This window comes from Marinomonas hwangdonensis (genome assembly GCF_003721245.1).
Lineage (GTDB): Bacteria > Pseudomonadota > Gammaproteobacteria > Pseudomonadales > Marinomonadaceae > Marinomonas > Marinomonas hwangdonensis.
Map to the genome: position 1 here is coordinate 286,931 of NZ_RIZG01000001.1, position 14,505 is coordinate 301,435.

Genomic DNA, 14,505 nt, shown 5'->3' on the forward strand with positions numbered 1-14,505 from the left:
GATTTTATTGATGGGTGTCAAAAAAATGACAGTCTCGTATTGAAAAGCCAATAAGCGCACTTATTAAGGGGGTAGCGACAGTGTTTTTATCTTTTTTAGGAGGTTCCTATGCGAATCGATCGTTTAACCAGTAAATTACAGCTCGCCCTTTCTGATGCGCAGTCCATTGCGCTTGGGCATGATCATTCTTATATCGAGTCCTTGCATTTGATGATGGCGCTGTTGGATCAGCAGGGTGGAAGTACGCGCCCTATTCTGCAACAAGCGGGCATTCAAGTGGCTAAATTTCGCGACAGTCTAAATGCGCTCTTGGATCGTTTAGCGAAAGTAAAAGACCACGATGGTAATGTGCAAATGTCCCCTGAATTGGGGCGCTTATTGAATCTGGCTGACAAAGAAGCGCAAAAGCGCAAAGATCAATATATCTCATCTGAATTGGTCTTGATGGCCATGTTTGATGGCAAAGATGACTTAGCAAAAGCGCTCAAAGCCACTGGCGTGACAAAAAATGACATTTCTGCCGTGATTGATCAGGTGCGCGGTGGCGATTCGATCAATGATCCGAACGCCGAAGAAAGTCGTCAGGCGATAGACAAATACACCGTTGATCTCACCGCAAGAGCGGCCGAAGGCAAGCTTGATCCTGTGATTGGTCGTGATGATGAAATACGCCGTACGATTCAGGTGTTGCAGCGTCGTCGCAAAAACAATCCGGTACTGATTGGTGAGCCTGGTGTAGGGAAAACGGCGATTGTAGAAGGGTTGGCGCAACGCATAATTAATGGAGAGGTGCCGGAAGGGCTAAAAAATAAGCGTGTTTTGTCCCTCGATATGGGGTCTTTAATCGCCGGAGCCAAATACCGTGGTGAGTTTGAAGAGCGCCTCAAAGCCTTGCTGAATGAGCTTTCTAAACAGGACGGTCAAGTGATTTTGTTTATTGACGAGATTCACACCATGGTGGGAGCGGGGAAATCGGAAGGTTCTATGGACGCGGGCAATATGCTGAAACCCGCTCTTGCTCGTGGTGAATTACACTGTGTTGGCGCGACCACTCTGAATGAATATCGCCAATACATAGAGAAAGACGCGGCGCTAGAGCGACGTTTTCAAAAGGTGCTGGTGGAAGAGCCCAGTGTGCTGGACTCGGTTGCTATCTTGCGCGGTTTGAAAGAGCGTTACGAAGTGCATCATGGTGTCGATATCACAGACTCGGCCATCATTGCCGCCGCCAAGTTGTCGCAACGCTACATTACCGATCGCCAGTTGCCCGATAAGGCCATTGATTTAATTGATGAAGCGGCCAGTCGTATTCGTATGGAGATGGATTCCAAGCCGGAAGACATGGACCGTTTAGAGCGTCGGTTGATTCAATTGAAAATTGAAAAAGAAGCACTGAAAAAAGAAACAGATAAGGCGTCTAAAATAAGATTGGACGAATTAGACAGTGAAATTGGTACCTTGCAGAAGCAATTTTCGGATCTTGAAGAGATCTGGAACGCTGAAAAGGCGGCTGTTCAGGGGGCTCAAAAGCTCAAAGAAGAGCTGGAATCGGTTCGTCACGAAATGGAAGAGGCCCGTCGCAGTGGAAATCTGGCAAAAATGTCAGAGTTGCAGTATGGCGTGATTCCCATGCTGGAAGCGGAAATAGAAAAAGCCAGTCAAGCAGAAGAGCATACTGAAACGCGCCTACTGAAACGACGAGTGACCGAAGAAGAAATTGCCACTGTGGTGTCCCGCTGGACCGGAATTCCAGTAGACAAGATGCTAGAAGGTGAGCGGGATAAATTGCTGCGCATGGAAGAGGCACTGCATGAGTCTGTGATGGGGCAAAATGAAGCGGTTTCCGCGGTCTCTAACGCGGTTCGTCGCTCTCGATCTGGCTTAGCAGACCCTAATCGTCCAAATGGCTCCTTCTTGTTCTTGGGTCCCACAGGCGTTGGTAAAACTGAGCTTTGTAAATCATTGGCGAGGTTTCTGTTTGATACAGAGCAGGCCATGGTGCGCATCGACATGTCTGAGTTTATGGAAAAACATTCCGTGGCACGTTTGATCGGTGCGCCGCCTGGGTATGTCGGTTATGAAGAGGGTGGGTACTTGACGGAGGCGGTTAGACGCCGACCTTACTCTGTGCTCTTGCTGGATGAAGTGGAAAAAGCCCATCCTGATGTGTTCAACATCCTTTTGCAGGTGTTGGATGACGGTCGACTCACCGATGGGCAGGGGCGCACGGTGGATTTTAGGAACACCGTGATTGTTATGACCTCTAATTTGGGCTCTGACTTGATACAAGAATATCGTTCTGCCGATCAGTATGAAGAAATCAAGGATAAGGTTATGGAAGTGGTGGGTATGCATTTCCGTCCTGAATTTATTAATCGGATTGATGAAACTGTGGTATTCCATCCGCTAATGAAGTCCCAAATCAAAGGCATTGCCACAGTGCAATTAGGGCATTTGAATGATCGATTGGGAGAAATGGGTATTTCTCTGGTATTAACTGAGGCGGCTTCAGATCAATTGGTCGAAGTGGGTTATGATCCGGTTTATGGTGCTCGGCCTTTAAAGCGTGCCATACAGAAATTGATAGAAAACCCATTGGCGAACGAGCTGTTAGCGGGGCATTTTAGTTCAGGCGATGTAATTAGCGTAGAAGTGAGTGACCATACGTTCGTTTTTACTAAAGCGAAGTAAAAAAGTCGTAAGGACAAAGTAAACACAGAAATGCAAAGACAAAAAAAGCTCTAGTCTTGTCAGGCTAGAGCTTTTTTTGTGCGATTTGCTAAGGATCAAATGTCGATTGTCACGCCAACAAAGTAACCATCGTAATCATAGTTGCCAAATACTTTAGTTTTTTGGTCGATAGAACGGTAACCGACTTCTACGCCCACAATAGGAAGAGGCTGGTATTGTACTTTAAACGATTGATCGGTAATGGTCACATCACTGAATGAAGAAATGTTTTTGGATTCAGCAGCCAACGTAATGCCAGTGCCAGGAATGCCCAGCGACGCAGATAGGAAGAGCATTGGGATAGATTCGCTTTCTTCGGTGTTACCTCTTGTAATGTCTAGGTTTCGAAGAGTGATACCGCCTTCAATACCAAGCCACAACAAACCTACGCCATAGTAACCAGTTAGATCTAGGTGACTGATTTCCGTGCCAGATGGGTCAGACTCAAAGTCCCATACATCTAAACGCGCATTGGGGATTAACGGGATAGGGTGCTGTACATCAACGCTGGCATAGGTAGCTGAACCATCATCGCCATCAAAAAAGCCGGCTTCTGCGTTAGCACCGAGAAAATCGGCATGGGCGGCGCTGGCCAGCAGTACGGTTGATAGAGCAAACGCGGTTTTAATTGATTTCATAAAGAATAATCCATACATCAGGTGAGATAAGTTTTGCCTAATTATAGGTCTAAGGAAAACAAAATCCAATGAAATAAGGAATTATAGAAAAGAATTGTGTGAGATATTTACAAATATGGCTGGGGTAGCTGGATTCGAACCAACGCATGACGGGATCAAAACCCGTTGCCTTACCGCTTGGCGATACCCCAATATCGAATTGTGGTGGCTATGACTAGATTCGAACTAGTGACCCCATCATTATGAGTGATGTGCTCTAACCAACTGAGCTACATAGCCTTACTGTGCTTTTTCTGAAAATGTATCGATGGCTGGGGTAGCTGGATTCGAACCAACGCATGACGGGATCAAAACCCGTTGCCTTACCGCTTGGCGATACCCCAATATCGAATTGTGGTGGCTATGACTAGATTCGAACTAGTGACCCCATCATTATGAGTGATGTGCTCTAACCAACTGAGCTACATAGCCTTACTGTGCTTTTTCTGAAAATGTATCGATGGCTGGGGTAGCTGGATTCGAACCAACGCATGACGGGATCAAAACCCGTTGCCTTACCGCTTGGCGATACCCCAATATCGAATTGTGGTGGCTATGACTAGATTCGAACTAGTGACCCCATCATTATGAGTGATGTGCTCTAACCAACTGAGCTACATAGCCTTACTGTGCTTTTTCTGAAAATGTATCGATGGCTGGGGTAGCTGGATTCGAACCAACGCATGACGGGATCAAAACCCGTTGCCTTACCGCTTGGCGATACCCCAATATCGAATTGTGGTGGCTATGACTAGATTCGAACTAGTGACCCCATCATTATGAGTGATGTGCTCTAACCAACTGAGCTACATAGCCGTTCGTCTGTTGGCTGGGGTAGCTGGATTCGAACCAACGCATGACGGGATCAAAACCCGTTGCCTTACCGCTTGGCGATACCCCAAAAGACGACACGAGAAGAAGATTTTCCGTAAAGGATCCTCTGCCTCTGTGGCGCGATATTATTCATATAACTTGATAATGGGTCAAGTATTTTCTTTAATTTTTTTCTAATACGTTAGACATTAAAACGGAAATGCATGACGTCGCCATCTTTCACAACGTAGTCTTTTCCTTCCAAACGCCACTTACCCGCTTCTTTAGCGCCGCTTTCACCCTTGTATTGGATGAATTCGTTGTAGCCAACCACTTCGGCGCGGATAAAGCCTTTTTCGAAGTCTGTGTGGATCACACCAGCGGCCTGTGGTGCTGTTGCACCTTGTTTTATAGTCCATGCACGGACTTCTTTTACACCGGCTGTGAAGTAGGTCTGAAGGCCTAGCAGTTCATAACCCGCTCGGATCACGCGATCTAGTCCTGGTTCTTCCATGCCCATTTCATCAAGAAACTCTTGCATCTCTTCTGTATCGAGTTCTGAAATTTCTGCTTCAAGCTGGTTGCAGATCGGCACGACCATGGCGCCTTCGGCTTCGGCGATTTCACGAACTTGATCTAGGTAAGGATTGTTTTCAAAACCGTCTTCTGCCACGTTCGCAATGTACATAGTGGGTTTGGTTGTTAAGAGGTGCAGAGATCGAACTTCTTTTTTGTGTTCGTCAGACATTTCCATGGAGCGAACGGGTAAGCCATTTTCTAAATGTTCTTTGATGCTCTCTAAAAACGCTTTATGAGCAATAGCCTCTTTGTTGCCACTTTTGGCGTTTTTCGCCGTGCGGAACAATTGCTTATCGATAGACTCGATATCGGCAAAGATTAGCTCAAGGTTAATGACTTCAATGTCTAGCTTTGGATTGACATGGTTTGAGACGTGGATAACGTTTTCGTCTTCAAAACAACGAACAACGTGTGCAATGGCGTCGGTTTCGCGGATATTGGCTAAGAATTTATTACCTAGGCCTTCTCCTTTTGATGCGCCTTCAACGAGGCCTGCAATGTCCACGAATTCCATGGTTGTTGCTAACACGCGCTCTGGTTTGACTATGGCGGCTAATGCGTCTAGGCGTGGATCAGGCATGGCAACCACACCCGCATTTGGCTCAATAGTACAGAATGGGAAATTTTCTGCGCCAATGCCGGCCTTAGTTAATGCATTGAATAGAGTAGATTTACCAACGTTAGGTAGTCCAACGATGCCGCAATTAAAACCCATAGTGAAATTCCTAGTAATTAAATGATTATGCTTTAAAGCTATGCAGTTGATTCATTACTTTGCTTAAATTGCCTTTGACGATGTCATCAAGATAGCGTAATGATTCTTCAATTGTTTGTTCTGTTTTTGTGTAGTCTTCTGGCGCGGCTTTTTTTAACACATAGTTTGCAACTTGACTGGCGTGTCCGGGGTGTCCAATGCCGAGTCTTAATCGCCCAAACTCTCGATTGTTGGCCAATCTAGCAATGATGTCTTTAAGCCCGTTGTGACCGCCGTGACCGCCACCTTGTTTCAATTTGACTGTGCCTGGTGGGAGATCAAGTTCGTCGTGTATCACCAGAACTTCTTCAGGAGGGATTTTATAAAACTGGCAAACAGCTTGAACCGCTTTGCCACTTAAATTCATATAGGTGGTAGGAATGAGTAAATAGCATTCTTCACCAGCTATATAAACTTTGCTGAATTGACCATAAAACTTTTTCTCAGAACGAAGAAGGCATTGGCTCTGACGAGCCAATGCCTCAATCCACTGAGCGCCTGCATTGTGACGAGTGTTCTCGTATTCGCTACCCGGATTACCCAGGCCGACTAATAATTTGAATCCTGCCACAATGCTGCCTTCAATGATCTTAACGTTTAGATTTACCGATACGACCGATTGGTTGGTCGTGGTCTTCGCCTTTCAACAAAGAAACAAGCTCTACACCTTCAGGAAGCGTAACGTCTGAAAGGTGGAAAATTTGATCAAGTTGGCCGTTAGCCGCATCAACGATAAGCACTTCTGGAAGGTTCGCTGGCAAGCAACGAACTTCAGCCAATTTAGACTCGATAGTCAAACGACCACCTTGCTTACTTACACCTTCACTTTGCGCTGCATTGATGAAGCTTAATGGTACGCGAGTAGTGATGGCTTTGTCAGCTTGAACGCGCTGAAGGTCCATGTGCATTACTGCACCTGTTGCTGGATGACGCTGTAGTGCTTTTACAAGAACTTGCTCAGCTTTGCCGTCAACAACGACTTCAACTAGACCTGTCAAAAAGCCAGGAGTAGCAACAGCTTTGTGCATTTCGTTGTCTTTGAAAGTAACAGATTGTGGAGCAACGTCTCCGCCATAAATAACAGCTGGTACTAGGCCAGCGTTACGAAGGCGGCGGCTCGCACCTTTACCTTCTTGAGTACGTGCTACGGCATTAATAGATAATGACATGGTATTTTCCTAATAATTAATCAAAGTTTGTGCCCAGAACTGCGACCCGTTCCGAGCGTAAGTGTTTGGTTTAGGCCCCAAACATGGCACTGATAGACTCTTCGTTGCATACGCGACGAACAGCCTCCGCTAATATGTCAGACATCGACAATTGGCGTATTTGAGGGCAATTAAGCGCCTCTTGCGTCAATGGGATGGTATCAGTCACGACCAACTCATCAAGCACGGAATTTTGAACGTTTTCAATGGCTTTACCGGACAGCACTGGGTGAGTACAGTAAGCGATTACTTTAGCAGCACCATGATCTTTTAACGCTTTTGCAGCAGCGCACAGGGTGCCGCCTGTGTCACACATGTCATCCACTAAAACGCATGTTTTGCCTTTGACGTCGCCAATCAAATGCATGATTTGAGCTTCGTTAGCTCGCGGACGACGCTTGTCAATGATGGCTAAGTCCGCATCATCGAGCAGTTTGGCAAAAGCGCGAGCACGAACAACACCACCCACATCAGGAGAAACCACTGTAATGTTTTCATGGCCTTGGCGCTGTAGATCATCAAGCAGCAAAGGGGTGGCGTAAACGTTATCAACCGGGATATCAAAAAAGCCTTGTATTTGATCAGCGTGTAAATCGACGGTTAATACTCGGTTAATGCCCACCGCAGAGATCATATCTGCTACTACTTTGGCAGTAATGGGGACCCGTGCAGAGCGAACACGACGATCTTGTCTTGCGTATCCAAAATAGGGGATGACGGCGGTGACTCGTGTTGCAGATGCACGACGAAGCGCATCGGCCATCACGATCAGTTCCATCAAATTATCGTTACTAGGTGCACAGGTAGATTGGATGATAAAAACATCTTTACCGCGAACGTTCTCGTTAATTTCAACGGCAATTTCACCGTCGCTAAATTTTCCTACGGTTGCGTTTCCGATAGGTAATCCCAAACGTCTAACAACTCGACGAGCAAGTTCGGGGTTGGCATTACCGGTAAAAACCATCAACTTGGACACTGTGTATACCTTTTGTGTTTTGCTAGCGATGAAAATAGGGCGACAAAAAAATAACAGGGCTGATAACACCTTATCCTTTGTTTTGCTCAACCCACTTGGTCAATGCGTCATGGGTTGGGGATGTGTTACAGCCGCGGCAAACCCAACTTTGCCATTGTTTCGGCACGGTCAGGTTTACTTGCTCGGCATCATGGCGTTTGTCAAAGGCGAGAAAGAGACAGGCTCCTGTGCCAGTTAACTTGGCATCACCATGGTTTTTAAGCCACAAATAAGCGTCATTTACTTCAGGATTATGCTTTCTAACGACGTCTAAACAATCATTATGCCCACCCAGATTTAAGGCGTGCGATATTCTGAGGGGAGGGGTGTCTCTTGTCAAATATTTATCGTTAAAAATTTGACCAGTTGAGACGTGGCAATTGGGTTTCAGGAGCAAAAAATATGGCGTCTTTAGCTCCACCTTTTGTAGCTTTTCACCGACTCCTTCGGCAAACGCGGCAAACCCCATTACAAAGACAGGTACATCGGCACCCAATGTCACACCCAGTTCAGCCAATTTTTCTAACGATAGATGGCATTCCCATAGGACATTTAGGGCCAATAAAGTGGTTGCTGCGTTCGAGCTGCCGCCACCGATCCCCCCGCCCATAGGTAATTGTTTTGTCAAAGTAATATCGATACCGAAAGAGGAGACTTTTTTGTATGGTGTGAGCAATTTTGCCGCTTTATAAACGAGGTTCTCTTCGGTAGGTAGTTGCTCAATAGTGGGTGAAATGGTGATCTGATTATTGTGTGTTAGGACGAAGTCGAGCGTGTCGCATAAATCAATAAACTGAAACACGGTCTGTAGTTCATGGTAGCCGTCTTTTCGTCGCCCTGTAATGTGTAAAAATAAATTTAATTTCGCAGGAGAAGGTAGTTGCATGTTTAGTTACTGAATAGTCCATTGATTGATAATTAGATTGACGTTGAATGGTGGGTTTGACACCTGCATTCTTTGAGGTAGAAGTAGGCCGTTGACCTGGCTAAAATTTCGATATGAAATCACCCAGCCGTCCTGTTTTATGTTACTGATATTGTTTGTGGCGGAGTCGCGTTCGATGCGCGCGGGTGAATAAGGGGAAGCGAGCCCTCTAATCCAGTAAGTGACCTGCTCAACAGGAAACGCCCAGCCAAGTTCTTGTTGTAGTAACTCAGCAGCGCTTGTGCCTGTCACCTGGGTGTTTTCATACGCCAAAGTGACCTTGCCTTCAGTTGTTTTTTTGAGAGAAGTTGCCCCTTGGCCAAATGGCCCAATAATGTTGAGTGAAAACGTACTGGGTGTTTTTTGCCAGTCGAAGTTGCCTGAAATAGCATCATTTTCTGTGCGGATGCCCACTCGGCCAGAGGTTTCCCAGTGAGAAATGGCCTCAACACTGGAGGGTGGAGGGGTAATAGGGCCTTTAGATTGGGTACTACAAGCGCTGATTAATGCCGTAAGAGCAAGCAACCCAAGTATGCGGTAAGGTTTCATGTATTATCCTGTTTGCGATTTTCAAGTAATGACGGTGACAATCGTCTGACGGTATCAAGGAGGACGGAGTTGTCAGGGGAGGCATCAAGAGCTGATCGCCAAATTCTAATGGCTTCTTGATAATAACGTTGAGCCCATAAAGACTCCCCATAATGGGCGGCAATTTCCGCATCAGGAAAGATTTCCCACGCTTTTTTTAAATAGTACGATGACTGTTCAAGCTCCCCTTTTAAAAATAAGCCCCAGCCCAAACTGTCAATAATAGCGGGGTCTGAATCTGATTTTTCATAAGCTGATTCAATTAGTACCATGGCTTCATCAATACGATCGGTTCGAGTGAGCAAGGTGTACCCCAATGCGTTTAAGTAATGTGGATTATTCGGGTCTTTTTGTAAAAGTCTGTTCAGCTCCTTTTCCGTATCTTTCCAGTGGCCCAATGAATCTGCTAGCAGGGCTTTCCGGTAGCGTAAAATATCCGATTCAGGTAGCGCTTCTAAGGATTGGCTTAGCAATTCATAGGATAAGTCACTATTGCCATTCTCTTCGTGAATCTGACTAATCATTTCCACTTGCTCAGGCATATTCTCTCTTGGTGTTCGACTGAGTACCATGGCGTTTATCTCACTCTGTTGGCTTTCTTCATAAAGCCATAAGGCAATCTGATTAGTGGCATTGGCACGCAGATGATGGGTAACTTTCTGCATCACTGTAATGGCGTGTTCTTTTTGACCTAATTGCGCCAAAGCGCTGGCTTTAAGATAGAAAATTTGGTCAGAAAGTCCGAGTTGTTCTTCTGGCAGTGTTGCAGCGATATCTAATAGCCATTGAGCATGCTTGTGTTCTAACAACGCCTGCATCAAGCTGATGCCAACCTGCAGGGTTTCGATAGTATTTAGTTTGCTCTCAATAAAATCTTGTGCCGCGAGTGTGACCTGTTCGTTTTCGACCAAAAACGCAAGTAAGGGTGTCATGATCTGCGCATTGTTTGGAAATGACAGTGACGCTTCCTGCAGCGTTCCAATCGCTGCATCAAGAAAACCCAAGTTTTTTTTACTAAACGCTTGTATTAAGTAGATGCTTTCTTTGTCCTCAACCTGACTTTCGGACAGTAACTGTTCGGTTTTCGCAATGGCGCCTTGATACTCCCCTGCCAAAAGCAGCAAATGAGCTTGGCTCAGCTGAATGTAAGGGTGATTCTTTTGCTCTGTTGGCAGAGCGGCAATAGCGGATTCAAGTAGGCTGACATGATCGTTATGACGGACATTGTCTTCAAGGTAAAGCGGTAGGAATTGCAAGGGAGCGTCATTTTGAATGGCGCCACTGATCAGCCTGGTAACGTCTTCCTGTCGTTGGCCTTTGACCAATGATTGCAATTTTAACGCGTAAGCGGTGTCTGATGTGGCATCAACGGAAAGCCATAGGTTGGCACTTCTTTCAATGTAGAGATCATTTTGTGACACTAGGGCGATATAGGTTAGCCTTTCTATTAAGGTCACGTCTTGGGATTGGCTCGCCAGTTTGTAAAACAGTTCGTAAGCTTTATTGGGGCCTTCTCTTTGCAGGGTAAATTCAGCATGAAGAAGTGCCTTGATGTCTTCCCGCGTTGCGGTATTGATTAATTGTGGTGGGGCTGTGTCGGCCAGCACTAAAGCAGGCTTTTCCTTGTTGTGGCTGCAAGCGGTTAAAGTGAAAGCCCCTAGCACGACAAAAAGCACGACAGCCCAGCTCGGCATCGCTTTTTTGATAGAATTTTGTGATTTGTCACGCAAGTTCAACAACATGGCTTTTCTCAATGCTTTGTTCGTGTGCTGCTATGGTATCGCTAGCTGCGCTTTGTGTCAGTGATAACTATAAATTAATACTATTACTTTTATTAGGGGAATGGGGTGCGAAAAAAAGCGATTTTCTCGTATAATACGTGTGCTTTATGTAAAGAGTCACGCAATGGCAAACTTTGAGTTTGCTGTCACTTTAATATCTCTACTGTTGAGAAGAGCTTCGAATGCCGCTAATTACCGTAGGTGTGAACCATAAAACCGCGCCCGTATCCATACGCGAGCGAGTGGCTTTTGCGCCTGAAAAGATGATAGAGGCTTTGTCTTCTTTAGTGTCACAAAACAAAGCCAATGAAGCGGTCATTGTATCCACTTGTAATCGAACCGAAATTTATTGTTCCGTTGACGAGCTGAGTCAGTCCGACGACGTTATTACTTGGCTGGGGGCGTACCATGGTATAGCGATTCCCGATCTTAAAAAATACTGCTATACGCACAGTAATGATGACAGTGTACGTCACGTGATGCGGGTTGCCTCGGGCTTAGATTCGCTGGTGTTGGGTGAACCGCAAATTCTTGGACAAGTAAAATCGGCGTACGCGGTATCCCAAGAAGGGGCGTGTATTGGTCCAGAGTTAGACTCTTTATTTCAGCGTGCTTTTTCAGTCGCGAAAAAAGTGCGTACAGACACAGCGATTGGTGAGAACCCCGTTTCCATTGCATTTGCTGCGGTCAGTTTGGCGCAGCGGATTTTCACCGACATACGACAAAGTTGTGCTTTGTTGATAGGCGCAGGTCAAACCATAGAACTAGTGGCCAAGCACTTAAAAGAAAACGGTATTAAACGTATTATTGTGGCAAACCGAACCTTGGCCCGTGCCGAAGCCTTGGCGCATGATCTAAACGCAGAAGCGATTATGTTAGGCGAAATAGGGGATTATTTGGCGCAGGCTGACATCGTTATTTCGTCTACTGCCAGTCAATTGCCCATTATTGGTAAGGGAATGGTTGAACGAGCGACCTCAAAGCGTCGTCATTCCCCCATGTTGTTGATTGATATTGCGGTACCTCGAGACATAGAGCCAGAAGTAGACGAGGTCAATGACGCTTATCTTTATACGGTCGATGATCTGCACTCAGTGATTGAAGAAAACGTCAGGACAAGGCAAGATGCAGCCCGTGCTGCAGAACGGATGATCGAAGAGGGCGTAGAAGCCTATCGACGCGTTGTTGAGTCCAGAAAAGTGTCTGAACTGATTGTGACTTACCGTCAGTCTGCAGAAAGTGTCAAAAAGACAGAATTAGAAAAAGCACTCAAAGGTCTTGAAATGGGCCAGTCGCCCGAGCAAGCACTCAACAAACTGGCTCACGGTCTTATGAACAAACTCATTCACGCCCCGACTCGTTACTTGCGTGATGCTGGTGCCGAGGCTGATCAGAATGCATTAACCATCGCCTCAAATGTATTGGGCATATACGAAGAAAAAGACAATTAAAAAATGAAAGAATCTATAAAATTAAAACTTGAAAGTTTATCGGATCGTTATGACGAGTTGTCAGCCCTGTTAGGGGTGGCCGAAGTCATTATGGACCAAGATTTGTTCCGTTCTTATTCAAAAGAATACGCCGAGCTTGAGCCCGTCGTAAAATGCTTTAACGAGTTTCAGCAAATTGATGAAAATATCGCTGAAGCCGAGTTAATGATGACGGATTCAGACCCTGATATTAAAGAAATGGGGGTAGAAGAATACAAAGCGGGTCAAGTGCAAAAAGAAGCGCTCCAGTTGGTTCTGCAAAAATTGCTTTTACCGAAAGACCCGAATGACTCGCGTAACGTGTTTTTAGAAGTGCGTGCTGGAACCGGTGGCGACGAAGCGTCCATTTTTTCTGGTGACCTATTCCGTATGTATTCACGTTATGCAGAAACTCAGCGCTGGAAGGTGGAAATCGTCAGTGCAAGCGAAGGCGAACATGGCGGCTACAAAGAAGTCATTGCGCGTATCGTGGGCGACGGTGCCTATTCTAAATTGAAATTTGAATCGGGAGCCCATCGCGTGCAGCGCGTACCGGCGACCGAATCACAAGGGCGTATTCACACTTCAGCCTGTACCGTGGCCGTGATGCCTGAAATGGATGAAGTAGACGACATCATCATCAATAAATCTGATCTGCGCATCGATACGTTTCGTGCCTCTGGTGCGGGTGGACAGCACGTCAACAAAACCGACTCGGCGATCCGTTTGACACACATCCCAACAGGTGTGGTGGTCGAATGTCAGGAAGAGCGCTCGCAGCATAAGAACCGCGCCAAGGCGATGTCGTTACTGGCGTCTCGTTTGCAGGCCGCTGAACAAGAAAAAGCCGCCAGTGAGCAATCTGAAACGCGTAAATCTCTGGTGGGCAGTGGTGACCGTTCTGAGCGTATTCGTACTTATAATTATCCCCAAGGACGCGTGACGGATCATCGTATTAACCTGACTTTGTACAAGCTAGACGAGATTGTTGCGGGTGATTTGGACGCCTTGATTAATCCATTGGTGAATGAGTTCCAGGCCGAGCAGTTAGCGGCGTTAAGTGGCGATAATTAATGGCTGAAGCAAGGTAATCATCGACCATGCGAATAGATGAACTACTGAAAGGCGCTACTAAGCGCCTTATTTCTGTCTCGGAAACCGCTCAGTTAGACGCTCAGCTTTTACTCGCTCATGTGTTAGAGGTATCGACAGCGTATTTTTATACTTGGCCGGATAAGATGGTTGAGTCTGCAGAGATTGGGGGTTTCGATGGTTTGCTGGAGCGTCGAGAGCAGGGTGAGCCAGTGGCGTATTTGCTGGGTCATCAAGCGTTTTGGAGCTTAGACCTAGAAGTGTCCCCTTGTACTTTGATTCCTAGAGCGGATACCGAACGTCTCGTGGAAGTTGCCCTGTCTGTGTTTGAGGCAAAGAAAGCGCATCGCGTTTTGGATCTTGGCACAGGAACCGGTGCCATTGCTTTGGCGTTGGCAGCAGAGTGGCCTAACTCAAGGTTAGTTGGCGTAGATCTTATTGACGACGCCGTGGCTTTGGCTCAGCGAAATGCTTCCCGCAATCAGCTTAATAACGCGATGTTTGTGCAAAGTCGTTGGTTTGACGCCTTGAATACAAATCAACTCTTTGATTTGATTGTGTCGAATCCACCCTATATTGACCCGTGTGACGAGCATTTGTCACAGGGGGATGTGCGCTTTGAGCCAAAAACGGCCCTGGTGGCGGACAATCATGGTATGGCAGACATCGAGCATATTATTCAACAAGCCCCCAAATACATGATGCCAAATGCCTATTTAATGTTTGAACATGGTTACGACCAAGCTTTGCCTGTCCAGCAGAGACTGCGCCAAGCAGGGTTTGTCTCAGTAGAAAGCTTTCAAGATTTGGGCGGGAATGACCGAGTAACCATAGGCCAATACAAATAACGAAGTGAGTGCTTACTGTATTG

12 protein-coding genes and 9 tRNA genes are annotated in these 14,505 nt (G+C 46.2%); 4 read left to right on the top strand and 17 right to left on the bottom strand.

The window, feature by feature from the left end:
• The first annotated feature begins 108 nt into the window (after positions 1–108).
• Positions 109–2,691 (top strand): ATP-dependent chaperone ClpB, encoded by a 2,583-nt coding sequence (clpB, locus tag EBI00_RS01295; RefSeq protein WP_123094122.1) that lies wholly within the window; start codon positions 109–111, stop codon positions 2,689–2,691.
• A gap of 95 nt (positions 2,692–2,786) precedes the next feature.
• On the opposite strand, the gene EBI00_RS01300 is transcribed toward clpB, so the two are convergent.
• The 17 genes from EBI00_RS01300 to EBI00_RS01380 all read right to left on the bottom strand — a co-directional run bounded on the left by EBI00_RS01300 (position 2,787) and on the right by EBI00_RS01380 (position 11,034).
• The gene (locus tag EBI00_RS01300; protein ID WP_123094123.1) at positions 2,787–3,368 is read right to left on the bottom strand and encodes a porin family protein; all 582 of its coding nucleotides are present in this window, start codon (positions 3,366–3,368) and stop codon (positions 2,787–2,789) included.
• 116 nt (positions 3,369–3,484) lie between these two features.
• A tRNA-Gln gene (locus tag EBI00_RS01305) sits at positions 3,485–3,559 on the bottom strand.
• A gap of 11 nt (positions 3,560–3,570) precedes the next feature.
• A tRNA-Met gene (locus EBI00_RS01310) sits at positions 3,571–3,647 on the bottom strand.
• A gap of 29 nt (positions 3,648–3,676) precedes the next feature.
• A tRNA-Gln gene (locus tag EBI00_RS01315) sits at positions 3,677–3,751 on the bottom strand.
• 11 nt (positions 3,752–3,762) lie between these two features.
• Positions 3,763–3,839, bottom strand: a tRNA-Met gene (locus EBI00_RS01320).
• Between the two features lie 29 nt (positions 3,840–3,868).
• Positions 3,869–3,943 (bottom strand) — tRNA-Gln (locus EBI00_RS01325).
• A gap of 11 nt (positions 3,944–3,954) precedes the next feature.
• Positions 3,955–4,031, bottom strand: a tRNA-Met gene (locus EBI00_RS01330).
• Between the two features lie 29 nt (positions 4,032–4,060).
• A tRNA-Gln gene (locus EBI00_RS01335) sits at positions 4,061–4,135 on the bottom strand.
• 11 nt (positions 4,136–4,146) lie between these two features.
• Positions 4,147–4,223, bottom strand: a tRNA-Met gene (locus EBI00_RS01340).
• Between the two features lie 10 nt (positions 4,224–4,233).
• Positions 4,234–4,308 (bottom strand) — tRNA-Gln (locus EBI00_RS01345).
• Between the two features lie 114 nt (positions 4,309–4,422).
• Complete coding sequence (gene ychF, locus EBI00_RS01350; protein ID WP_123094124.1) at positions 4,423–5,514, bottom strand: redox-regulated ATPase YchF; 1,092 nt, start codon at positions 5,512–5,514, stop codon at positions 4,423–4,425.
• A 25-nt stretch (positions 5,515–5,539) separates the two neighbouring features.
• Positions 5,540–6,124: an aminoacyl-tRNA hydrolase gene (pth, locus tag EBI00_RS01355; protein WP_123094125.1), complete on the bottom strand. Its 585-nt coding sequence runs from the start codon at positions 6,122–6,124 to the stop codon at positions 5,540–5,542.
• Positions 6,125–6,143: 19 nt separating this feature from the next.
• Positions 6,144–6,722: a 50S ribosomal protein L25/general stress protein Ctc gene (locus tag EBI00_RS01360; RefSeq protein ID WP_123094126.1), complete on the bottom strand. Its 579-nt coding sequence runs from the start codon at positions 6,720–6,722 to the stop codon at positions 6,144–6,146.
• Positions 6,723–6,792: 70 nt separating this feature from the next.
• On the bottom strand, positions 6,793–7,740 hold the full coding sequence (locus EBI00_RS01365; RefSeq protein WP_123094439.1) for a ribose-phosphate diphosphokinase: 948 nt from the start codon (positions 7,738–7,740) through the stop codon (positions 6,793–6,795).
• Positions 7,741–7,810: 70 nt separating this feature from the next.
• On the bottom strand, positions 7,811–8,665 hold the full coding sequence (gene ispE, locus EBI00_RS01370; protein WP_123094127.1) for a 4-(cytidine 5'-diphospho)-2-C-methyl-D-erythritol kinase: 855 nt from the start codon (positions 8,663–8,665) through the stop codon (positions 7,811–7,813).
• Positions 8,666–8,671: 6 nt separating this feature from the next.
• Positions 8,672–9,253 carry a lipoprotein insertase outer membrane protein LolB gene (gene lolB / locus EBI00_RS01375; RefSeq protein WP_123094128.1) on the bottom strand — a complete coding sequence of 194 codons (582 nt, stop codon included), beginning with the start codon at positions 9,251–9,253 and terminating at the stop codon, positions 8,672–8,674.
• The gene (locus EBI00_RS01380; protein WP_123094129.1) at positions 9,250–11,034 is read right to left on the bottom strand and encodes a tetratricopeptide repeat protein; all 1,785 of its coding nucleotides are present in this window, start codon (positions 11,032–11,034) and stop codon (positions 9,250–9,252) included. The genes lolB and EBI00_RS01380 overlap by 4 nt, the downstream gene beginning before the upstream one ends.
• Before the next feature lie 221 nt (positions 11,035–11,255).
• Between EBI00_RS01380 and hemA the strand changes: the two genes are divergently transcribed.
• Genes hemA through prmC form a run of 3 tightly spaced genes read left to right on the top strand, consistent with a single transcriptional unit; the run spans position 11,256 to position 14,482 of the window.
• The gene (gene hemA / locus EBI00_RS01385) at positions 11,256–12,524 is read left to right on the top strand and encodes a glutamyl-tRNA reductase (protein WP_123094130.1); all 1,269 of its coding nucleotides are present in this window, start codon (positions 11,256–11,258) and stop codon (positions 12,522–12,524) included.
• Between the two features lie 3 nt (positions 12,525–12,527).
• Positions 12,528–13,616 (top strand): peptide chain release factor 1, encoded by a 1,089-nt coding sequence (gene prfA, locus EBI00_RS01390; protein WP_123094131.1) that lies wholly within the window; start codon positions 12,528–12,530, stop codon positions 13,614–13,616.
• Between the two features lie 26 nt (positions 13,617–13,642).
• The gene (gene prmC / locus EBI00_RS01395; protein ID WP_123094132.1) at positions 13,643–14,482 is read left to right on the top strand and encodes a peptide chain release factor N(5)-glutamine methyltransferase; all 840 of its coding nucleotides are present in this window, start codon (positions 13,643–13,645) and stop codon (positions 14,480–14,482) included.
• Positions 14,483–14,505: the final 23 nt, after the last annotated feature.